13 protein-coding genes and 1 pseudogene are annotated in these 21,877 nt (G+C 69.4%); 6 read left to right on the forward strand and 8 right to left on the reverse strand.

The window, feature by feature from the left end:
• Both MNO14_RS05230 and MNO14_RS05235 read left to right on the forward strand, forming a co-directional pair.
• On the forward strand, positions 1-912 hold the full coding sequence (locus MNO14_RS05230) for an ABC transporter ATP-binding protein (RefSeq protein WP_241945687.1): 912 nt from the start codon (positions 1-3) through the stop codon (positions 910-912).
• Positions 913-925: 13 nt separating this feature from the next.
• On the forward strand, positions 926-4,510 hold the full coding sequence (locus MNO14_RS05235; protein ID WP_241945688.1) for a M1 family aminopeptidase: 3,585 nt from the start codon (positions 926-928) through the stop codon (positions 4,508-4,510).
• Positions 4,511-4,588: 78 nt separating this feature from the next.
• Here the strand turns inward: MNO14_RS05235 and MNO14_RS05240 are convergent, their stop codons facing one another.
• Together MNO14_RS05240 and MNO14_RS05245 are read right to left on the reverse strand one after the other, a co-directional pair.
• Entirely contained in the window at positions 4,589-6,448 is a 1,860-nt protein-coding gene (locus MNO14_RS05240) for a monovalent cation:proton antiporter-2 (CPA2) family protein (RefSeq protein ID WP_241945689.1), read from the reverse strand.
• 3 nt (positions 6,449-6,451) lie between these two features.
• On the reverse strand, positions 6,452-6,814 hold the full coding sequence (locus MNO14_RS05245) for a hypothetical protein (RefSeq protein WP_241945690.1): 363 nt from the start codon (positions 6,812-6,814) through the stop codon (positions 6,452-6,454).
• Positions 6,815-7,189: 375 nt separating this feature from the next.
• On the opposite strand from MNO14_RS05245, the gene MNO14_RS05250 reads away from it, so the two are divergent.
• Positions 7,190-8,572, forward strand: coding sequence for a DEAD/DEAH box helicase (locus MNO14_RS05250; protein WP_241945691.1), 1,383 nt, complete (start codon positions 7,190-7,192; stop codon positions 8,570-8,572).
• A gap of 328 nt (positions 8,573-8,900) precedes the next feature.
• On the opposite strand, the pseudogene phaZ reads toward MNO14_RS05250, so the two are convergent.
• Positions 8,901-10,175 (reverse strand): annotated as a pseudogene (phaZ, locus tag MNO14_RS05255) (polyhydroxyalkanoate depolymerase); the annotation flags it as partial.
• Positions 10,176-10,218: 43 nt separating this feature from the next.
• On the reverse strand, positions 10,219-10,821 hold the full coding sequence (locus MNO14_RS05260) for a class I SAM-dependent methyltransferase (RefSeq protein ID WP_241945693.1): 603 nt from the start codon (positions 10,819-10,821) through the stop codon (positions 10,219-10,221).
• A 109-nt stretch (positions 10,822-10,930) separates the two neighbouring features.
• Between MNO14_RS05260 and MNO14_RS05265 the strand changes: the two genes are divergently transcribed.
• Positions 10,931-11,380 (forward strand): CopD family protein, encoded by a 450-nt coding sequence (locus MNO14_RS05265; RefSeq protein WP_241945694.1) that lies wholly within the window; start codon positions 10,931-10,933, stop codon positions 11,378-11,380.
• Positions 11,381-11,435: 55 nt separating this feature from the next.
• Here the strand turns inward: MNO14_RS05265 and MNO14_RS05270 are convergent, their stop codons facing one another.
• The 3 genes from MNO14_RS05270 to MNO14_RS05280 all read right to left on the reverse strand — a co-directional run bounded on the left by MNO14_RS05270 (position 11,436) and on the right by MNO14_RS05280 (position 15,772).
• On the reverse strand, positions 11,436-13,106 hold the full coding sequence (locus MNO14_RS05270; protein ID WP_241945695.1) for a LysM peptidoglycan-binding domain-containing protein: 1,671 nt from the start codon (positions 13,104-13,106) through the stop codon (positions 11,436-11,438).
• A 134-nt stretch (positions 13,107-13,240) separates the two neighbouring features.
• Entirely contained in the window at positions 13,241-14,026 is a 786-nt protein-coding gene (locus tag MNO14_RS05275; protein ID WP_241945696.1) for a 3-hydroxybutyrate dehydrogenase, read from the reverse strand.
• A gap of 57 nt (positions 14,027-14,083) precedes the next feature.
• Positions 14,084-15,772: an alkaline phosphatase gene (locus tag MNO14_RS05280; RefSeq protein ID WP_241945697.1), complete on the reverse strand. Its 1,689-nt coding sequence runs from the start codon at positions 15,770-15,772 to the stop codon at positions 14,084-14,086.
• 141 nt (positions 15,773-15,913) lie between these two features.
• On the opposite strand from MNO14_RS05280, the gene MNO14_RS05285 reads away from it, so the two are divergent.
• Positions 15,914-16,603, forward strand: coding sequence for a response regulator transcription factor (locus MNO14_RS05285; RefSeq protein WP_241945698.1), 690 nt, complete (start codon positions 15,914-15,916; stop codon positions 16,601-16,603).
• On the opposite strand, the gene MNO14_RS05290 is transcribed toward MNO14_RS05285, so the two are convergent.
• Entirely contained in the window at positions 16,579-17,988 is a 1,410-nt protein-coding gene (locus MNO14_RS05290; RefSeq protein ID WP_241945699.1) for an ATP-binding protein, read from the reverse strand. The genes MNO14_RS05285 and MNO14_RS05290 overlap by 25 nt on opposite strands.
• Before the next feature lie 238 nt (positions 17,989-18,226).
• Between MNO14_RS05290 and MNO14_RS05295 the strand changes: the two genes are divergently transcribed.
• Positions 18,227-21,847, forward strand: coding sequence for an ESPR-type extended signal peptide-containing protein (locus MNO14_RS05295; protein ID WP_241945700.1), 3,621 nt, complete (start codon positions 18,227-18,229; stop codon positions 21,845-21,847).
• The last annotated feature ends 30 nt before the right edge of the window (positions 21,848-21,877 follow it).

Genomic DNA, 21,877 nt, shown 5'->3' on the forward strand with positions numbered 1-21,877 from the left:
ATGCTCGCGATCGATGGCCTCACCAAGACCTATGCCAACGGCGTTCGCGCCCTTGACGGCGTGACCCTCGACATCCCGCGCGGCATGTTCGGACTGCTGGGCCCCAACGGCGCCGGCAAGTCCTCGTTGATGCGGACATTGGCGACGCTGCAGTCGGCCGACGCCGGCAGCGTGACCCTGGTGGGCGAGGGCGGCACGATCGATGTCCTGCGCGACAAGGATGCAGTGCGCAGGCAGCTCGGCTATCTGCCGCAGGATTTCGGGGTCTATCCCAAGGTCAGCGCGCTCGACCTGCTGGAGCATTTCGCCGTGCTCAAGGGGCTGACCGAGCGTAAGGTCCGACGCGAGGTCGTCGACGGTCTGCTGCAGCAGGTAAACCTCTGGGAGGCGCGCAAGCGCAAGCTCGGGACTTATTCGGGCGGTATGCGCCAGCGCTTCGGCATCGCCCAGGCCTTGCTCGGCAATCCGCGGCTGGTGATCGTCGACGAGCCCACCGCCGGCCTCGATCCGGAGGAGCGCAACCGGTTCTTGAACCTGCTGGCGGCGATCGGCGAGGACGTCGCGGTGATCCTCTCCACGCATATCGTCGAGGACGTGACCGATCTGTGTCCGACGATGGCGATCATGAACCGCGGCCAGGTGCTGCTGACCGGGCGCCCGACCGACGCGATCGCCGCGCTCTCGCAGCAAGTCTGGCGCAAGCAGGTCACCAAGGAGACGCTGGCCGGTTACGAGGCGGCCCACACCGTGCTGTCGACGCGCCTGGTCGCCGGCCAGCCGGTGATTCATGTGCACAGCGCCGAACGCCCGGATGCGGGCTTTGTGCAGATCGAACCGGATCTGGAGGATGTCTACTTCCAACGGCTGCGCCTGCAGGCCAGGCAGCAGGCCGTGTCCGCGCCGGCCGCCTGATCGGGAGCGCGACATGCTGATCGAATTCTTCCGCTTCGAGCTGCGTCAGCAGCTGCGTGCCCCGCTGCTGTGGTTCCTGGCTGTGCTGTTCGCGCTGCTGGGCTTCGGCGCCGCGTCCAGCGATGCCATCCAGATGGGCGAGGCGATCGGCAACGTGCACCGCAACGCGCCGGTGGTCATCGCGCAGATGTTTGGGGTGTTCACCCTGCTGACGATGCTGATTGTGCCGATCTTCGTCAGTACCGCGCTGCTGCGCGACTTCGAGCAGGGCACCGCCGACCTGCTGTTCGCAGGACCGGTCCGGCGTCGCGACTACCTGCTCGGCCGTATCGCCGCGGCGATGCTGGCCAGCTTTGCGGTGTTCGTGATCATCGCCATCGGCCTGTTCGTCGCCCAGTTCATGCCGTGGATCGACCCAGTCCGATTGGGACCGGTGTCGCTGCGTCCCTATCTATGGGCGCTGGGTGTCATCGTGCTGCCGAACCTGCTGTTCGTCACTGCGCTGCTGTCGCTGTTGGCGGTGACCACCCGGTCGATCCTGTGGGTCTATATCGGCGTCCTCGCGTTCTTCGTGCTCTACGGCGTCAGTGCCACATTTCTTCAGGACATCGACAACGTCTGGCTGGCGACGCTGCTCGAGCCGCTGGGCGGCCGTGCGCTGTCGCGCACGGTGCGCTACTGGTCGGCCGAGGAGCGCAATACCGGCTTGCCGGCGCTGGGGGAGTACCTGTTGGCCAACAGGGCGTTGTGGATCTGCGTGGGGTTGGCGCTGTTCGTCGCGACCTTTGCGCTGTTTCGCACCGAGCGCACCGGGACCGGTCGCGGCGTGTGGCGGCGTCGGCGCACGCGCGTGGGCTCGCCGCCCGCGGCCACGGTCGTGCCGGCGCGTGCGCCGATCCGTGCACAGCCCACGTTCGGCAGGGCCACCTCGTGGACCCAGACCTGGCGGCAGGTGCGTTTCGACACCGCCGGGGTACTGCGCAGCGTCCCGTTCCTCGTGATGCTGCTGTTTGGCATCGTCAACTTCGTGCCGTCGGCGTTCTCGCAGCAATCGCTGTACGGCACGGGTGTCTATCCGACGACCTCGCAGTTGCTCGATGCATTGCGCGGCAGCTACAGCTTCCTGCTCCTGCTGGTGGTGATGTTCTATGCCGGCGAGTTGGTCTGGAAGGAGCGCGCGGCCAAGCTCGGCGAGGTCGTCGACGCGATGCCCGTCGCCAACCGCATTCCGCTGTTGGCCAAATGCTTGACCCTGCTGGTCGTGGTGGTGCTGTTCCAGGCGCTGGGCATGGTCATGGCGATGGCGATCCAACTGGTCAAGGGCCAAGTCCAACTCGAACCGACGGTGTACCTGCAAGCGCTGGTGCTCGATTCCATTCCCTATATGGTGATGGGCGGGCTGGCGCTCGCCCTGCAGGTGTTCGCCAACAACAAGTTCATCGGCTATGGCCTGCTGGTCCTGGTGCTGGTCGCGCAGGCGGTGCTCGGCACGCTCGACTTCACCCACAATCTCTACATCATCGGCGGGTGGCCGAACGCGCCGTATTCGGACATGAACGGCTACGGCCACTTCCTGGTGGGCCAACTGGCGTTCCAGGGCTACTGGAGCCTGTTCGTCACCGCGCTGTTGTTGTTGGCCGCGTCGCTGTGGGTGCGCGGTCGTGACAACGGCCCGCGCCAGCGGCTGGCCGGCATGCGCACGCAACTGCGGGGTGGCCTGGGTGTGGCGCTCGCGGTGACGCTGGTGGCGTTCGTCGGCTTGGGCGGGGTCCTGTACTGGAACACCAACATCCGCAACGACTTCGTTTCGCCCGACGGCCAGCTCGACCTGCGCGCACGCTACGAGCGCGAGTACAAGCGGTACGCGGCCTTGCCCCAGCCCCGGATCATCGCCAGCCGGTCCGATCTCGATCTGCACCCGGAGACGCAATCGATGAGCGGCGAACTCGTCTACACCGTGCGCAATCCACACCCCACGCCCATCCAGGACGTGCATCTGGGCATGAGCGAGGACCGCGCGCTCGTCGAGGTCGATCTCGGTGGGCAGACCTTGCTCGAGCACGAGGTGCCGCTGGGGTACCGGATCTACCGCCTGGTGACGCCGCTGGCGCCGGGGGAACAGCGCGATTTCCGCTTCCGTCTGGACTTCCGCCCCACGGGCATCACCAACGATCAGGCGCAGACGGCGTTCGTCGAGAACGGCACGTTCTTCGACAGCGACCTGTTTCCCCAGTTTGGCTACAACGCGCGCCTGGAGATCGACGACCGCAACGAGCGCCGCAAGCGCGATCTCGGCGAGCCGCGCCGCATGCCCAAGCTCGAAGACGAAGCCGCGCGCGCAAACCCGTACATCGGCGACGACGCGGACTGGATCGATTTTTCGACCACCATCTGCACCGCGCCCGATCAGATCGCGCTGGCGCCGGGCTATCTGGAGCGCGAGTTCGAGCGCGACGGTCGCCGCTGCTTCCGCTATGCGATGGATCGGCCGATGCTGAATTTCTACGCGTTCCTGTCGGCGCGCTGGCAGGTTCGGAAGGCGACCTACCGCGACATCCCGATCGAGGTCTACTACGACCCCAAGCACCCGTTCAATGTCGGCCGGATGATCGAAGCGGCGCAGAAGTCGCTGGCGTACTACGAGGAGAACTTCACCCCGTACCAGCATCGCCAACTGCGGATCATCGAGTTTCCCGGCTATGCCAGCTTCGCCCAGGCGTTCGCCAACACCGTGCCGTACTCCGAGTCGATCGGTTTCATCGCCGACCTGCGCGATGCCGACAAGGTCGACTACGTGTTCTACGTCACCGCCCACGAGGTCGCCCATCAGTGGTGGGCGCATCAGGTGATCGGTGCGAACGTGCAGGGTGCGACGATGCTGTCCGAATCGCTGGCGCAGTACTCGGCCCTGATGGTGATGGAGCGCGAATACGGACGCGCCCGCATGCGTCAGTTCCTGAAGTACGAGCTGGACCGGTATCTGAGCGACCGGGGCGGTGAACGGATCGAGGAACTGCCGCTGTACCGAGTGGAGAACCAGCCGTACATCCACTATCGCAAGGGGTCGCTGGTGTTCTACCGGTTGCGCGAGGAATTGGGCGAAGCGGCGCTCAACCGAGCGCTCAAACGATTCCTCCAGGACAAGGGCTATCAGCAGCCGCCGTACACCACCTCACGCGAGTTGCTGGACTACATCCGCGCAGAAGCGCGTCCGGACCAGCAAGGTTTGATCACCGACCTGTTCGAGAAGATCGGCTTCTACGACAACCGGGTCGAGTCCGCGACGGCGAGACGGCGCGAGGACGGGCGCTTCGACGTCACTTTGAAGCTACATGCCGCCAAACGGTACGCGGACGGGACCGGACGCGAGACGGCAGGCACGATGGACGACTGGATCGAGGTTGGCGTGTTCGCACGTGGTCCCTCCGGCAAGGAACGCGATGAGCAAGTGCTGTACCTGGAGCGGCATCACATCACCGATCCGGATCCGGAGATCACCGTGACTGTCGATGCGGCGCCGTACGAAGCCGGTTTCGATCCCTACAACAAGTTGATCGACCGGGTCTCGTCGGACAACCGCAAACGCGTTGCGCTGTGATCGTCCGCTGCGTTGTCGGCGCATCCGGTCGTCCCGGCGGCCGGCAATCGCCGTGCCATGGGTCCGAAGCGCCCGAGGTCAGTCCCGTCCGGGCGGTGCGTCCGCCGGATCGACCGTCGCCCCGGCGTTCAACGACCGGCCCTCGCGCCGCGGCCGGGTGAACGGCACGGGCTTGGGGCCCGGCGCGTCGGTGTTCTTGATCAGCAGCGGGATGCCGGCGCGGGTGTCGTTGCTCGCGGTTTCCAGATCGAAGCGTTCGGCGTCGAGGCGGCGCACCTGGGCGGCGATCGCATCGGCTTCGTCGTCGTCGACCCCGAGTGCGCGCAGCGCGGCGGCGCCGAACAGCACCGCCGATTCGAAGGTCTCGCGCACCTGCACGTCGACGCCGGCATTGACCAGCTTCAGCGCATGCTCGCGGTCGTAGGCGCGGACCAGCAACCGGGCCTGGGCAAATTCGTGGGTGACCAGTTCGACGATGCGGTCGGCGGCATGGCGATCGTCGACGCAGACCGCGATCGCGCGGGCACTGTGCGCGCCCGAGGCGTGCAGCACGTCGAGCCGGGTGCCGTCGCCGTAGTAGACCTTGAAGCCGAATTCGGCGGCGCTCTGGATCATCTCGATGTCGGTGTCGATGATGGTCACGTCGACGTCCCGGGCCAGCAGCGACTGGCTCATGACCTGGCCGAAGCGGCCGAAGCCGATGATCAGTACGCTGCCGGTCTGGTCGGCGACGGCCTCCACGCCCTCGAGCGATGGCCGGTCGCGCCGGGAGGTCCAGCGTCCGGTTGCCAGCACAACCAGCGGCGTGAGCGCCATCGACAGCACGACGACGGCGGTGAGTGTGGCACTGACCCGGGCCTGGATCAGGCCGCTCGCGGCCGCGGCGGCGAACAGCACGAACGCGAACTCGCCGCCCTGGGCCATCAGCACCGCGCGTTCGAGCGCTTCGCGATGACCGCTGCGGGTGACCCGTGCGACGACGTAGATGCACAGCGCCTTGGTCGCCATCAGCGCCAGCACCGCCGAGACGATCAGCGGCCAGTCCTCGACCACCACCGCCACGTCCAGCGCCATGCCCACGCCGAGGAAGAACAGGCCCAACAGCAGGCCGCGGAACGGCTCGATGTCGGCCTCGATCTGGTGCCGGAATGCGGATTCGGACAGCAGCACGCCGGCCAGGAACGCGCCCATCGCCATCGACAGCCCGCCCAACTGCATCAGCAGGGCGGCGCCGAGCACCACCAGCAGCGCGGCGGCGGTCATCACCTCGCGCGCGCGGGCGGCGGCGAGGATCCGGAACAGGGGATTGAGCAGGTAGATGCCCGCCACGACCAGCGCGGCCAGCGAGCCGATGCCGATCGCGATCGCCATCCAGCGCGACGGGGCGTCGGCCGCGGCCTCCGGCGTCGGCGACAGGAACGCGATCGAGGCCAGCAGCGGCACGATCAGCAGGTCTTCGAACAGCAGCACCGAGACGATCTTGCGGCCGTGCGGCAAGGCGATCTCACCGCGCTCCGACAACAGTTGCATGACCACCGCAGTTGACGTCATCACGAAGCCGGCAGCGCCGACGAAGGCCACCGGCCAGGGGAAGCCGAAGGCGTAGGCCACCAGGGTCAATGCCGTGGTCGCGAGCAGGATCTGCAAGGCGCCCAGTCCGAAGATCTGCCGGCGCAGCGCCCACAGATGCGAGGGCCGCATTTCCAGGCCGATCACGAACAGGAACATCACCACGCCCAGCTCGGCCACATGCAGGATCGCCTGGGGATCGGAGAACCAGCCCAGGCCGAACGGACCGATCGCCAGACCCGCGGCGAGATAGCCGAGCACCGAGCCCAGCCGGAAGCGGCGAAACAGCGGGACCGCGACCACCGCCGCGCCCAGCAACGCGACCAGTTGCACCAACTGGCCGGTGGTGTCGTGGGCGTCGGCGGCCATCGGTCAGCGCCTCGGGGCCATGGCCGAGAGCAACAAAAAGCCCCCGGCCAGTCCCAGTTGCTGCAGGAACTGCAGTATCTGGCCGGTGCGGGCCGAGGCGCGGACGGCCCAGAACGGATGCGAGAGCACGGCATCGATGAGCACCAGCGCCATGGCCGCCAGCGCGGTCCAGCGCAACTGCCAGCCGGCGACGATCAGCACCCCCACCAGCAACTGCGCGAGGCTGAAGGCCAACGTCGTGTCGGAGGTCGGCACGCCGCGCAGCGCCGCCCACAGGCGCTGCGCGCCGGCGACGACGAGGGCCGCGGCCAGCAGCCAGCGACCGAGCGTGATCGCGCCGCCGTGAGCGCCGGAACCAGAAGCCATCGGGAACTCCGTGAACGGGAACCCGACGGAGCGTGCCATATGCGCTGCGCAACGCACAGACCCGACCGGCGGCGATGGCGCCGCGGGCCGTGGTGCCCTAGAATGGCCGGGTCCTGCAGCGCGGTCGCCCACCCAAGGTCCTCGGACCCGGTCACGATCCTGGTATGCCGTCGGCGTTTCGCGCCGTTCTCGGTCCTTATCCCGCACGTCTTTCGTCGCGCAGACACGGTGCCCGGGCGTTCCCGGTGCCGTCACATCGGATCTCGCAGCGCGGTTTACGGATAGCTCCGGGGTCCATCGCCATCGTCACGGCCATCGGCTGTCGCCCGCACGCGTGGGCCGCCGGGACGTGGACTGGCCCACAGGAGTCCATGCATGACCACGTTCGAAACCCTCGGGCTGTCGCCCGCGCTGCTGCGCGCGCTGACCGAAACCGGTTACACCACCCCCACCCCGATCCAGGCCGAAGCCATTCCGCTGGTACTGGGCGGCCATGACGTGCTGGGCGGTGCCCAGACCGGCACCGGCAAGACCGCCGCGTTCGGCCTGCCGCTGCTGCAGCGCCTGGCCAAGGAGACCCCGCCCAAGGGGCCGCGCAAGCCGCGCGCGCTGATCCTGGTGCCGACCCGCGAGCTCGCGGTGCAGGTGTCCGACAATCTCAAGGCCTATGGCCGCCACCTGCGCATGAACGTCACGACGATCTTCGGCGGCGCGGGCATGCAGCCGCAGATCGACAACCTGCGCCGTGGCGTCGACATCCTCGTCGCCTGCCCGGGCCGGTTGCTCGACCATATGGATTCGGGCCACGCCAAGCTCGACGCGGTCGAGGTGCTGGTGCTCGACGAGGCCGACCGCATGCTCGATATGGGCTTTTTGCCGCAGATGAAGCGCATCCTGGGCCGTGTGCCCAAGGCACGCCAGACGCTGCTGTTCTCGGCCACGTTCGAGCCGCGGATCAAGGCACTGGCGCTGGAGTTCATGCGCGATCCCAAGCAGGTGCAGGTCGCGGCCAACAGCACGATCGCCGACACCATCGCCCATCGCGCCCACCCGGTCGACAACAGCCGCAAGCGCGATCTGCTGGTCGATCTGCTGTCCAAGCGCCACACCGATCAGGTGTTGGTGTTCGGCAAGACCAAGCACGGCTGCAACCGACTGGCCGAGCAGCTGGCCGAGTCCGGTCTGCCGTCGGTCGCGATCCACGGCAACAAGAGCCAGGCGCAGCGGCAGAAGGCGCTGGACGCGTTCAAGTCCGGCCGTGCCCGCATCCTGGTCGCGACCGACGTCGCCGCACGCGGGCTCGACATTCCGAACCTGCCGCTGGTGATCAACCACGATCTGCCGATGGTTGCCGAGGACTACGTGCACCGCATCGGCCGGACCGGCCGCAACGGCGCGTCGGGCGAGGCGCTGTCGCTGGTGTCGCCGGAGGAGGGCGGTCTGCTGCGCCAGATCCAGCGCATGCTCAAGGCCGAGATCGACATGAGCGCGGTCGAGGGCTACGAGCCGAGCCAGCCGGTCCGGCTGGATACGCCGATCCCGAAGAACGGCGGCGGTCAGCGTCGTCAGCCGGCCGGCGGTCGTCCGGGCGCGCGCATGGGCGAGCAGAAGCCCGGCGGCCAGCGTCCGCCGCGCAAGCCCGCTGCGCGCGGCCACGGCAAGCCCCAGGAACGCGGCGCCCATGCGCACGCCGGTCCCAGGCCGCACCGCCAGGGCGCCGGCAGGCCGCAGGGCGCACGGCAAGACACCCGCGCCTGAGCCATCGGCGCGCGGCATCCAACCCCGCTTCCGCTTGCCGGAAGCGGGGTTCTTTTTTCGGGTTTCTCGCCTGGTCGGAAGGACTCTTGCGTCTGCCGCTCGCGCAGTGCGTTCGTCCTCGGGAGCGCATCGCGCGGGCCGGGGATCGCGTTCCGGCTCTGCAAAAACAAAACCGGGGTCAGAGTGCAATTTCGCCTCGCGAAATTGCACTCTGACCCCGGTTTACGAGGCGGCGGCGGGCCTGGCGTTAGCCGCGCTTGCGCTTGCCGTTGCGCGGGGCCGATGGCGTCTTGGCCGCGGTGCGCTGCGATGGCGCGGCCGGCCCGCCGTGCGCGGCGATGAAGTCGCGGACCTGCGGGTAGACCTGGTTGCGCCAGCGGCGGCCGCTGAAGATGCCGTAGTGGCCGGCGCCCTCGACGGTGAGGTGGGCGCGGTCGGCCTCGGCGATGCCGGTGCACAGCGTGTGCGCCGCGCGTGTCTGGCCTTCGCCGGAGATGTCGTCGAGCTCGCCCTCGATCGTCAGCAGCGCGGTACCGGTGATCTGCGACGGATCGACCGGCTCGCCGGCCACGACCCAACGTCCGCGCGGCAGCAGGTGCTGCTGGAACACCACGCGGATCGTGTCGAGGTAGTACTCGGCCGGCATGTCGAGCACCGCGTTGTACTCGTCGTAGAACCGGCGGTGCGCCTGTGCGTCCTCGAGGTCGCCCTTGATCAGGTTCTCGTAGAACGCACGGTGCGATTCCAGATGCCGCTCGGGATTCATCGCCATGAAGCCCATGTGCTGCAGGAAGCCGGGATAGACCAGACGCCCGCGCCCCGGATAGTTCATCGGCACCGGGTGGACGACGTTGTGCTGGAACCACGACAGCGGCTTTTCGGTCGCCAGGTTGTTGACCGCGGTCGGCGACTGTCGGGTGTCGATCGGCCCGCCCATCATCACCAGCGAGCGCGGCGTCGGCTCGCCGCGTGCGGCCATCAGCGACACCGCTGCGAGCACCGGCACAGTGGGCTGGCAGACGCTGATCACGTGCAGATCCTCGGCGCCGATGTGACGGATGAAGGTCTCGATGTAGGCGACGTAGTCGTCAAGCGAGAACCCGCCGGACTCGGTCGGCACCATCCGCGCGTCCACCCAGTCGGTGATGTAGACCTTGTGGTCGCGCAGCAGCGTGCGCACCGTATCGCGCAGCAGGGTGGCGTGGTGGCCCGACAGCGGCGCGACCACCAGCACGCGCGGCTGGGCGCGGATCACCTCCAGGTGCGCCGGATCGTCGGTGTAGCGCTTGAAGCGCAGCAGCTTGCAGAACGGCAGTTCCATTTCGTCGAGTTGCACGACCGGATAGGTGCGGTCGTTGTGCTCGACCGAATGGATGTCGAAGGCCGGTTTCTCGTAGTCCTTGCCGATCCGGTAGAGCAGTTCATTGGCCGCGGCGACCTGGTCGGCGCCCGCCAGCTGCGACAGCCAGGTGCCGCCGGGCGCGTAGGCGCGCGCGGTGGCGTCAGCCAGCAGTGTCCACGGCTTCATCCACGCGCGGCCGAGTTCGTGCATTTGGTAGAACAGCATGACGGGTATCCGGGGGCGGGTTGTGCGTTGCAACATATTCTAGGCCGCATGAACGCGTCCTGCGGGATTGCGGCCGGATTCAGCTCGTCGTCGGCACCAGTTCGAGCGCCGTGGCGGCGTCGGCCAGGGCCGGCGAGAGCCAGCAGTGCGAGCCCAGCGGGCGGAAGCCGACGCCGGTAAACCGCGTGCGGTAGAAGCGGGCCGGACGTTGCCGGAAGCCGTCGTCGTCGCCTTCGGCGCCGTCCTCGCGGGCGAAGGTCTCCAGAAACGCGACGCCGCCGCACAGCTCGGCCAGACCGGGCAGGCCGCGATCGAGCTCGCGCGTGTCCAGGTAGTGCATGACGTCGCTGCACACCAGCAGATCGACCGGCGGGCAGGGTCGCAGCATCGCGAAATCGCCGAACCGCGCCAGGTGCAGATTCCGCGTGCGTCCGTGCCGACCGACCGCGTAGGTGCTGGCATCGAAGCCCAGATACTGCGCTTTTGGGCGGAGCTTGCGCAGCGGCGCGCGCCAGGCGCCTTCGCCGCAACCGATGTCGAGCACGCTGCGCAACGGCCGCTCGAGATGGTACTCGGCGGTCGCCACCGCGAGCGCGACCTTTCGCGCCAGGCGCGCCGGCCCGCCGATGTCGCCGGCGCGGTACCAGCGGTCGAAGTAGGCACGGTCGTATTGCTTGGCCATCGAAAATGCCGGCGCGAACGGGGGGCGGCCATTCTAAGCGGCAGCGCCGCGCGCGACCGGACGCAGGCGACATGCGATCCTATGCGCCAGCCAGAGGAGCCAGCGCACAATGCAAGCCTATCTGTGGGTCAAAACCTTTCACTTGGTGTTCGTGATGGCCTGGATCGCCGCCGCGTTCTACCTGCCGCGGATCCTGATCAATCTGGTCGAGGCCCAGGGGCGCGCCGAGGTGCATGAGCGACTGGTGCTGATGGGGCGGCGGCTGTACCGCTTCGGGCATGTGATGGCGGGCCTGGCGGTCGCGCTGGGGCTGGTGCTGTGGCTGGGTTATCGGGTGCTGCCGGACTTCCCGACGATGGTCGGCGGTGCGGGCTGGATGCACGCCAAACTGCTGCTGGTGGTGCTGCTGTTCGCGCATTTCGTCGTCGGTGGGCGCTGGCTCAAGGGCGCCGGCCGCGGCCGCGCGCTGCCCTCGACACGTGCGCTGCGCTGGTTCAACGAAGTGCCGGTGCTGTTGCTGGTGGGCGTGGTGTATCTGGTGATCGCCAAGCCCTTCTAGAGCCCGTCCAGCACGACGCCCCGGCCGGCATGTCGCCGACCGGGCGTGTCCTGTCTCACTCGTGCGCGGTGACGCCGGCGTCGATGCGCGCGTAGCTGCGGTCGCCGAAGCCGCCCGCAGTGCTGCCGTCGGAGATCGAGAACAGCCGCTCCGCCAGGCCGTAATCGCTGTTGCCCAGGTTGCGACCCAGCGAGAGCGCGAAGTCCCAAGCCTTGGGCGCGGGATAGCTGCCGTCGCGGTTCTGGTAGCCCAGCAGGTGCCCCAGGCTCATATGGGCGCCATTGCCGACCGCTGTGGCGGTCTTGTCGGCCAGTGCGGCCATCTGCTGTTCGCTGAAGCTCAGGGTCACGGTCTGGCCTTCCTGGACCGGCGTGCCGTCGAGGCCGCCGCTCAGCGCGGCGTTGAGCATCTGCACATTGCTCTGGTCGACCTTGACGTCGTAACTGTAGACGCGCGCGCTGGCGATCTCATTACCGTTCGCGTCCCAGCGCTGGGTCACGTTCATCGGCACGTTGCCCGCGTACTGCAGGTCGACGTTGCGTTCGATGCTGCCATCGGCATGGGTGGTCACGACCATGTTGCCGGTGTTGCGGGCACCGTCGAGCGACAGGTTCACCGGCCCGAGCTTGGCGCTGAGGTTGGTCTGCGAGCTGTAGTCCAGGCGCTCGATGGTGGCGACGTCGGTGACGCCAGTGCCGTTCGTTTCGGGCAGGGCGCCGGTGGCCAGAAAGTCGTTGTAGGCGGCCTGGCCGGCCTCGGTGGACAGGTCGAACTCCGCGGTGCGCAGCGTCGCGCCCGCCAGGCTGTCGTTGCGGCCCAGCATGATGTTGCCGATCCCGAACTCCACGCCGACGCCGTTGTAGGCCTTGACCGCCTCGGTCGGCCCGGCGGTCACCCGCACCGTGTCCTCGCCGGTGCGCGCGATCACCGTGCTGACGCCGGTTTCGTCGGTGACCCTGGTCTGGCCCGCGAGATGGTGGAAGGTCGCCTTGAACTCGTTGGTGGTGTAGTCCGAACCGTTCATCGTGACCGTGGACCCGACCGGCATCGAGCGTGGCGAGAACGGATTCACCGACAGCGGGTCGGCCCCGGCATCGGCCGGCATCGCGACCTGGTAGCTGGCGCGGATGCCGTCGGTCCGGCCGAGCTCGACGCCGGCCTTCGGCGTGTTCACGCCGCCCTTGAGCGACACCGAGACATCGCTCGAGACCTTGTAGGTCGTCACGCCGTTGGCGGTGTTCACGCCGCCACTCACTGATGCATTTGCCCCGGCGCCGAAGCTCACGCCATAGCCCTTGGCGGACTTTAGCGACTCGCTGAAGGACACACCGCCCGAGGCGGTGACCGAGCCGGCCTCCGGATTGACGCTGACGTTGCCGCTGCCCGACGTGGTGGACTGGTGCGTGGTGCCGGCATCACTGGTGTAGGTGGTGCGGCTGTCGGTCCGCGTGCCCTGGTTGGCGCTGATGCCGCCGGTGTTGGAGATCGAGACGCCCTGGCTGTCGCTCTGCGACACGCGCGTGGGGATCACCAGCTCGTCGCTGGGATAGATCATCTCCGGGTTCACGACCTGCGGGTTGGCCTTGAGCAGGTCCTGCGGCGAGACACCGTACTGGTTCGCGATCTGGACCAGGCTCTCGGCCGGCTGCACGGTGTGCCGTGTGGGCTCGGTGGACGGGGATGTAGGAAGCGCCGACGGCGCGTGGGAGACGGGCTGGATGCTCATGCGGAACCTGACTGGAAATCCTATTCAGAATAAAAGTCGGGCCTGCGCACGGCAGCTAGGGTCATCCCGAGGTCGGGGCGCGAGCCACCTGCCGAGCCAGTCTCGATTCAGCGATGCGCCCACCGCGTCGGGGGCTACCGCATCGCCCAGCCGTGGCTGACATTGAGACTCTGCCCGGTCAGCGCGTTGGTCTCGAACGCGGCCAGCATCAACGCGACGTTGGCGACATCGTCGAGCGTGGTGAATTCGCCGTCCACGGTGTCCTTGAGCATCACCTGGCGCACGATCTCGTCCTCGCTCAGCCCCAGCGCCTGTGCCTGCTCCGGGATCTGTTTCTCCACAAGCGGCGTGCGCACGAAGCCGGGGCAGACCACGTTCGCGCGCACCCCGTACTCGGCGCCTTCCTTGGCCACCGTGCGCGCCAGGCCGAGCAGCCCGTGCTTGGCGGTGACGTAGGGGGCCTTGAGCTTGGAGGCGAGGTGGGAATGCACCGAGCCCATGTAGACGATGGCGCCGCCTTCGCGGCGCCTGGCCATGTCGCGCAGGCACTCGCGGGTGGTCAGGAACGCGCCATCGAGATGGATCGCGAGCAGCCGCTTCCAGTCGGCGAAGTCGAAGTCGATGATCGGGCTGACGATCTGGATACCGGCGTTGGCGACCAGCACGTCGATCCTGCCGTAATGCGCGATCGCGCGGGCGATGCCGTCCACGACCTGCGCCTCGTTGGCGACATCCATCGGCAACGCCAGGGCGTCGCCGCCGGTGGCGCGGATCCCGGCAGCAACCGTCTCGGCGGCCTCGGCCGCGAGGTCGGCGACGACTATCCGACCGCCGGCCGCGGCATAGACCTCGGCGATGCGCCGGCCGATGCCGCTGGCCGCGCCGGTGACCACGCAGACCTTGCCTTCGAGACGATTCATGCGCGCATTCGCCATGGGGACGTGCCGCGCAGCTTAGCCCGACCGCGGGCGCGTGCGTCAGGGCGTACGCGCCGGTGCCGGCGTCGGCAGTTCGACCGGCACGCCGTCGGCATTGCAGTGGCCGTTCGCGCACAGCTGCGCACGCAAGGCTGGGGTCGCCTGCACGATGATGTGGTAGATCGCGTTCTGCTCCATCGTGCCGCGCACCGCGTCGCTGCCCGGACCGCGTGCCCAGATGCCGACGTCGTCGCCGCCGTGCGACTCGCTCTTCATCGGTACCAGCGCCTCCTGCATGTAGTCCGGGTGCTCGGTGTCGACTGCGCGCAGGTCCGGTCGTCCCTGCGCCGGCTCAACGCTGCGGGGCGCGTGGGCGTGGGTCTTGGGCCCGGCCGGTTGCTGGTCGCTGGCACCGGTGTAGCCCGGGCCGTTGGCGTAGGACAGCGTGGTGTAGGGCAGGCCGGTGGCGTCGAGCGCGTAGGCGGTGGGATCGCCCTCTTCGCCGGTGCGGCCGCGGACCTTGCCCAGGATCGGATTGCCACGCGCCGGGTAGCCGACGAAGTTCAGCGTGTGCGAGTGGTCGGCGGTGACCAGGATCAGGGTGTCGTCGGCGGAGGTCGCCTCGACCGCGGCTTGCACGGCGCGCGACATCGAGACCGTCTCGTCCAGGGCGCGGAACGCGTTACCGGCGTGGTTGGCGTGGTCGATACGGCCGCCTTCGACCAGCAGCACGTAGCCCTTGCCGTCGCGTGACAGGGCGTCGATCGCGAAGCGCGTCATCGTCTCCAGATCGGGCTGACCGTCCGGCCCGGTGTCGCGGTCGTGCTCGTAGTCCATGTGGCTGAGGCCGAACAAGCCCAGCACCGAGGATGACGCACGCGCGGCCTGCAACTGCCGCGTGGTCCAGACGAATGCGCCATCGGGGCGGGCGGCCTGCCACTCGTCTACGAGGTTGCGGCCGTCGCGGCGTTGACCGCGGATGCCGGGCATCACCTCCGCGTCGGGCAGGAACGGGCGCGCACCGCCGCCCAGGGCGACGCGCGGGCCGTAGCCGTCGCGCACGGCGTCGACGAACTGGCTGGCGATGTCGCGGCAGCCGGCGGCGCGTGCGGCTTCGGGCATGTCGACATCGCTCTCCCAGTTGCGGTCCGGGACGTGGGCGTAGGTCGCGGCGGGGGTGGCATGGGTCAGCCGCGCGGTCGTCACGATGCCGGTCGCAAGGCCAGCCTCGGCGGCCAGGCGCAGCCACGACTGCAGGTGACGGCCCTGGCTGTCGGCGCAGTCGGTGCGGTCGCCGGCCGAGACGCCGATCGCGCCCATGTGCGATTTCACGCCGGTCGCAACCGCGGTCATCGTGCCGGCCGAGTCGGGCGTCTGCGAATCGGTGTTGTAGGTCTTGCTCAAGCCGGTATGCGGGAAGTGTTCCCAGCTCAGCTGGTGCTCCTCACCGGTGCCGCCGTTGCGCTGGCCTTCGAGGATGCGCGCGGCGGCGACCGTGGTCAGGCTCATGCCGTCGCCGAGGAAGACGATGACGTTCTTCGCGTTCCCGGCCATCGCGCCATTGCCTGCCGCGCGCGCGGCGCCGCTGCGGTACCACCATTGCGCGGTCTCGTCGGCGGGGCGCGCGGCGACGGGGACGTCGACGTGCAGTGCGGTGCCGGCCTGGGGCGGCGCGGGGGTGTCGATGGAGGCGCAGGCGGCGCAGAGCAGGGTCAGGGTGCAGGCGAGGCCCGCGGAGGAAACGCGCATGGAGAGTCGGCCCGGAAACGAAAAGATGCGCCTCCATTATGCCCGCCTCACATGGCAGGCTCGTGTCAGGTGCGCGGCGCGCTACCATCGGTGGTGTCGGCGAGGCGATGCCCCCACGCCTGCCGGCGCGGAACGACCACGATGACGCTGACCATTGCGCTGCTCGAAGACGACGACATGCTGCGCGAGCGCATCCTGCTGCCGCGCCTGGCCGACTTCGGCTTTCTGATCGACGGCATGGCCAGCGCTGCCGAGCTCGAGCTGCGCCTGCTCCGCGGCGTGCCGGACATCGTGGTGCTTGATGTCGGCCTGCCCGATGCCAGCGGCTACGACGTCGCGCGCAGCTTGCGCATGCGCCATCCGCGGATGGGCATCGTAATGCTGACCGCCCGGCGCGATACGCCCGACCGGGTGCGCGGGCTTAACGAGGGCGCCGACGCCTATCTGGCCAAGCCGGTCGAGATCGACCTGTTGGCCGCAACCCTGCACAGCCTCGCCCGTCGTCTGCACGGCGATGCGCCGTCGCCGGTAGCGACCGATGGCTGGCGACTGGCCGACAACGGCTGGCGCTTGATCGGGCCCAGTGGTCACGGCGCCGCGCTGACCAAGTCCGAGCGGCGGATGCTGCAGTGCCTGGTCGACGCCGAGGGCGAGACCGTCGCGCGCGACCGCCTGATCGCCGCGGTCTCCGACAACGTCCACGATTTCGACCCGCATCGGCTCGACACGCTGATCTACCGCCTGCGCCGCAAGGTCGCCGAGGCCTGCGGCGACGTCCTGCCGCTGTCGGCGGTGCACGGCGAAGGCTACGTGCTGACCTCGCTGCGCTGAGCGCGCGGCGCCTCGGGCGCGCGCGGCAGGCGGATGCGGAACGTGGTGCCCGCGCCGGGCGCGCTCTCGACCTCGATCGTGCCGCCGGCGCCGGTCACCAGGCTGTGCACCACGGCCAGGCCCAGACCGGTGCCGCTGCCGGCCGCCTTGGTGCTGAAGAACGGCTCGAAGATCCGTTGCCGCACAGCCTCGTGCATGCCGTGGCCATCATCGCGCAGCACGATCTCGACTCCGCCGTCGGCTGCATCCCCCGCGCTTGCCTCGAAGGTGCCGACGTCACGCATCGCGTCGCGGGCGTTGGAGGCAAGGTTGAGCAGGGCCAGGTCGAAGTGGTGGCGGTCGATGCGGATCGGCAGTGCGGCGTCGACGCGCGGCACGCGCACGCGCACCTCCGGGCCGAACGTCTGCCGCAGCATCGGCGCGAGCTCGGCCAGCGCACGGCCGACGTCGACCGTGTCCAGCGTCGCCGGCTGTGGCCGGGCGAACGTCAGCAACTTGCGCGTCAGCGCCATGCCGCGCAGGGAGGCCTGCTCGACGCCCTCGAGCGCCTGCGCCAGTGCGTCGGCACGCGCATGCGCATCCGCGCCCGGGTCGACCCGATGGCGCTCGCTGGAGAACGCCGCCATCAGCGCCAGGATGTTGTCGAAATCGTGTGCCACGCCGCTGGCCAGGCGACCGGTGGCCTCGAGCTTCTGCGCCTCGATCAGTTGCGCCTGTGTGCGCTCGCGCTCGCGCATCTCGTTTTCCAGCCGCGCGCCGCGCGCCTTCGATTCGGCCAAGGCCTCGCGCAACGCCGCGATGCTGCGGTCGAGCACCAGGGTGATCACCAGATAGCTCATGAAGAACGAGGGCAGCAGCACCGCCGCGCGGGTCAACGCCTCTTCGGCGCCTGCATTGGGGATGAGCGCCACGCCCACGCCGATCAACACCACACCCAGCAGCATCACGAACACCGTCCACAGCGCGCGGCGGCCCAGGATCAGACCGGCGATCACCAGCGTGAGCATCTGCGCGGTCTGGTCGATCAGCACGCCGGTGGTCGCGTAGCCCACGCTGGCCGCACCCAACTGCGCGGTGACGAACAGCGCGATCGCACCACGCAGCGCGCCGCGGCGGATCAGCCACAGGCACAGCCAGCACAGCAGCGCTGCGATGATGTCGGCGGCGATGAAGGGCTGGAACTGCGGCGCGAGCATGCCGGCGGCCAGATGGCGCCACCAGTTCAGCGGTACGGTGATGCCCAGAAACAGGAACAGCACCTGCAGCGTCGCGGCATTGCGACGGTCCATCGCCTCGTCGAGCGGCACGCGCTGCAACCAGTCCGAGACCTGCCGGAGCCCGGAAACGGCCCAGCGACGCAGGCGGGGAAGCAGGCTCGACGGCATGTTCGTGGCCGTCGGCGGACGGAATGTGAGAAGTCGTGATGATCCGGCCAGATTCGGAGTGTGACAAGTCACGCGACTGAAACTTAGTGTCGGACTTCGGCCGCAACGGCCGCAGGCCCCGCAGCAGGTGGGGCCCGTCGACGGGACTCGACATACAGCAGCGGCGCGGCGGACGCGGCAGGGGGGCCGCGTGCGCGGACGTGTCCATCGTTTTCGTCTCATTCCAGGGGTTAGCGTAATGAACAGGATCTACACGCTGGTCAGGCACCGGACCACCGGGCGGCTCGTCGTCGCTTCCGAATTGGCGTGCCGCGGCAGCCGCGCACGCACGGTACGGGGGCTGGCGCTGGCGGCGGCGCTGGGCGTCGTGCCGGCCGCGGTGTTCGCCGCCGACACGGACACGGATACGGCCGCGCCGCGCGCCGACGATGCCGCGTCGGTGCCGTACTTCGCCGCGGTCGGTCGTGAAGATCCGAGCGAGGACGCGGGCGCGTTCGCGGCCGGCGAGGAGGCCACGGCGGCTGGCGAGACCGCGACCGCCATCGGCTACGGCGCTTCGGCCTATGGCGCCGGCGCGACCGCCTATGCCAACGGCACGGTCGCGGTCGGCCACAACGCGCTGGCGCTGGCTGAGAACGCGTTGGCGCTGGGCGCAGGCGCCGAGGCGGCCAATCTCAACACCATCGCGATCGGCACCGAGGCGACCGCGCTGGGCGATCAGAGCCTGGCGATCGGCCTGGGCGCCTACAGCGACGGCCCGGCAAGCATGGCCGTCGGCGCGCACAGCAGCGTCGAGGGCATCTGGGCCACGGCCTATGGCTACAACGCAAGTGCAGCCGGCGAAATGGCGCACGCACTGGGCGCTGGCGCTGGGGCCAGCGGCTACAACGCCACTGCGGTCGGCGGCAGCGCACATGCCTACGAGGAAGGGGCGACGGCGCTGGGCGCCGGTGCGCTGGCGCGCGGCAGCTATTCGACCGCGGTCGGCAACTTCAGCTTCGCCAATGGCGCCCAGTCGTTGAGCCTGGGCAATGGCGCCTATGCCAACAGCGACGACGCGATCGCGGCCGGGCGCCAGGCGATCGCCGAGGGCGACGGGTCGCTCGCGCTCGGCACCTGGGCCAATGCCGGCGGTTTCCGGCCGTGGGAACTGGGTGGCGGTCCCGGTGGCCGCGAGGCCGCGCCGTATGCGGTCGCGATCGGCGGCTTCAGCACCGCGCTGGGACGCAACGCGCTGGCACTGGGCTTCCAGTCGCTGACCCTGGAGGAGAACTCAGTCGCGCTGGGTGCCGGCTCGCTGGCCGACCGCGGCAACGCGGTGTCGGTCGGTGCGTCGCAGCTGTGGACGAACGCCAACGACGGCACCGTCAACCATCCCTTCACCCGCCAGATCATCAATGTCGCCGCCGGCACCGAGGACACCGATGCGGTGAACCTCGGCCAGCTGAAGGACGCCACCGCTTCGAACCGGTACTTCGCGGCCGTCGGACGCGCTGACCCGGACGAGGACGCGGGCGCGTTCGCAGTCGGCGAGGAGGCCACCGCGGCCGGCGAGACCGCGACCGCGGTCGGTTACGGCGCCTCGGCCTACGGCGCCGGCGCGACCGCGTATGCGGACGGTACGATCGCCGTCGGTCACAACGCGCAGGCGCTGGCCGAGAACGCCCTGGCGCTGGGCGCGGGCGCCGAAGCCAGCCACTTCAACACCGTCGCGATCGGCACCGAGGCGACCGCGCTGGGTGACCAGAGCCTGGCGATCGGCCTGGCTGCCTACAGCGACGGTCCGGCGAGCATGGCCGTCGGCGCGCACAGCACGGCCGAGGGCCTGTGGGCCACGGCCTACGGCTACAACGCCACCGCCGCGGGCGAGATGTCGCATGCGCTGGGCGTCGGTTCGCAGGCCTACGGCTACGATGCGACTGCGGTCGGCGGCGTCGCGTACGCCGCGGACATGGGCGCGACGGCGATCGGCGCGAATGCGCGCGCGGATTTCGCCTACGCGACCGCGCTGGGCAACAACAGCTTTGCCACCGCCATGCGTGCGGTGGCGTTGGGCAACGGCGCCTACGCCAACAGCGAGAACGCGATCGCGGCCGGCTTCCTGGCCGTCGCCGATGGCGAGTCGAGCATCGCGATGGGCTACTTCGCCTCGGCCGGCGGCTTCCGGCCCGGCGTTGCGGGCGGGCGCGAACTGGCGCCGTTCGCGATCGCGATCGGGGCCTACAGTACGGCGCTGGGCGACAACGCGGTCGCACTCGGTCGCTACGCCACGACGCTCGGGCCCGACGCCGTCGCGCTGGGCGCCGGCTCGATGGCCGACCGTGGCAATGCGGTGTCGGTCGGTGCCTCGCAGGCCTGGGTCAATCCGAACGACGGCCACACCACGGCGCCGTTCACCCGTCAGATCATCAATGTCGCGGCCGGGACCGAGGACACCGATGCGGTGAATCTCGCCCAGCTCAAGGCGGTCTCCGGCGACCTGGGCGAACTGGCCGAGGGCGTCGTGCGTTACGACGGCGCCGACAAGGGACGCGTGTCGTTTGGCGGTGCCTCCGGCACGGTGCTGGCCAATGTCGCTGCAGGCGAGCTGTCGGCGCAGAGCACCGAGGCGGTCAACGGCAGCCAGCTGCATGCGACCAATGTCCGCGTCGACACGATCGAGACCCAGATCGGCGACGTCGGCGCGATTGCCGCCAATGCCGTGGTCTACGACGGCGCCGACAAGGGACGCGTGTCGTTCGGCGGGGCCTCCGGCACGGTGCTGGACAATGTCGCTGCCGGCCGGATCGCCGGTGACAGCCGCGAGGCGGTCAACGGCGGCCAGGTGCACGAGGCGCTGCGCAGCGTCGCCGATGTCCTGGGCGGTGGGGCGACGGTCACCGCCTTCGGCACGGTGTCGGCGCCGGCCTATGTGCTGCAGGGCGTGCAGTACACGTCGATCGGCCAGGCGCTGGGCGCCATCGACGCGCACATCAGTCGGATCGACGCGCACATCGGCGCGGTCGAGGGCGCGGGACGTGGGATCGCGATCGGCGGCGACGGCGAGGCGAGCGTCGGTCCCGATAGCCCGAATGGTGTCGCGGTCGGCAGCGGCGCGGCCGCCAATGGCGAGAACGGCGTGGCCGTGGGCGGCGGCGCGTACGCGCACGGCCCCAACGACACCGCGGTCGGCGGCAACGCGCAGGTGCACGCCGACGGCAGCACCGCGCTCGGCGCCAATACGTCGATCTCGGCCGGCGCCACGAACGCGGTGGCGGTCGGTGAGGGTGCGTCGGTGTCGGCGGCCTCGGGCACGGCGATCGGGCAGGGCGCGTCGGTGACCGCCGAGAACGCAGTCGCGCTGGGCCAGGGGTCGGTGGCCGACCGGGCGAACACAGTGTCGGTCGGCAGCACCGGCAACGCGCGGCAGATCACCCATGTCGCCGCCGGCACTGCCGCAACCGACGCGGCCAACGTCGCGCAGGTGCAGGCGGGCGTGACCGAGGCCAAGGCCTATACCGACACCACCGCGACCAAGACGCTGTCGTCGGCGAATGCCTATACCGATCAGCGTTTCGCGGCCTGGAACGACGACTTCGCGGCCTATCGCGGCGATGTCGAGCGGCGCTTCAGCGACGTCGACCGCCGGCTCGACAAGCAGGGCGCGATGAGCGCGGCGATGCTCAACATGGCCACCAACGCCGCCGGCACGCAGAGCCCGCGCGGGCGCGTGGCGGTCGGCGCCGGCTTCCAGAGCGGCGAGCGCGCGTTGTCGGTGGGCTATGCCCGCAAGCTCGGCGACCGCGGCTCCTTCAGCCTCGGCGGCGCGTTCAGCGGCGACGAGGCCTCGGCCGGCATCGGTTTCGGTATCGATCTGTGATCTGCCGGCCGGCGGACGCCGCCGGCCGTT

The sequence above is a fragment of the Luteimonas sp. S4-F44 genome, from assembly GCF_022637415.1.
In the GTDB taxonomy this organism is placed as follows: domain Bacteria; phylum Pseudomonadota; class Gammaproteobacteria; order Xanthomonadales; family Xanthomonadaceae; genus Luteimonas.

Bases quoted from the DNA above. Each gene is read 5' to 3' on its own strand.
- MNO14_RS05265 (WP_241945694.1), top strand. From the start codon at position 10,931: ATGCAAGCCTATCTGTGGGTCAAAACCTTTCACTTGGTGTTCGTGATG.
- MNO14_RS05260 (WP_241945693.1), bottom strand. From the start codon at position 10,821: ATGGCCAAGCAATACGACCGTGCCTACTTCGACCGCTGGTACCGCGCC.
- MNO14_RS05245 (WP_241945690.1), bottom strand. From the start codon at position 6,814: ATGGCTTCTGGTTCCGGCGCTCACGGCGGCGCGATCACGCTCGGTCGC.
- MNO14_RS05270 (WP_241945695.1), bottom strand. From the start codon at position 13,106: ATGAGCATCCAGCCCGTCTCCCACGCGCCGTCGGCGCTTCCTACATCC.
- MNO14_RS05250 (WP_241945691.1), top strand. From the start codon at position 7,190: ATGACCACGTTCGAAACCCTCGGGCTGTCGCCCGCGCTGCTGCGCGCG.
- MNO14_RS05275 (WP_241945696.1), bottom strand. From the start codon at position 14,026: ATGAATCGTCTCGAAGGCAAGGTCTGCGTGGTCACCGGCGCGGCCAGC.
- MNO14_RS05230 (WP_241945687.1), top strand. From the start codon at position 1: ATGCTCGCGATCGATGGCCTCACCAAGACCTATGCCAACGGCGTTCGC.
- MNO14_RS05285 (WP_241945698.1), top strand. From the start codon at position 15,914: ATGACGCTGACCATTGCGCTGCTCGAAGACGACGACATGCTGCGCGAG.
- MNO14_RS05280 (WP_241945697.1), bottom strand. From the start codon at position 15,772: ATGCGCGTTTCCTCCGCGGGCCTCGCCTGCACCCTGACCCTGCTCTGC.
- MNO14_RS05290 (WP_241945699.1), bottom strand. From the start codon at position 17,988: ATGCCGTCGAGCCTGCTTCCCCGCCTGCGTCGCTGGGCCGTTTCCGGG.
- MNO14_RS05235 (WP_241945688.1), top strand. From the start codon at position 926: ATGCTGATCGAATTCTTCCGCTTCGAGCTGCGTCAGCAGCTGCGTGCC.
- MNO14_RS05295 (WP_241945700.1), top strand. From the start codon at position 18,227: ATGAACAGGATCTACACGCTGGTCAGGCACCGGACCACCGGGCGGCTC.
- MNO14_RS05240 (WP_241945689.1), bottom strand. From the start codon at position 6,448: ATGGCCGCCGACGCCCACGACACCACCGGCCAGTTGGTGCAACTGGTC.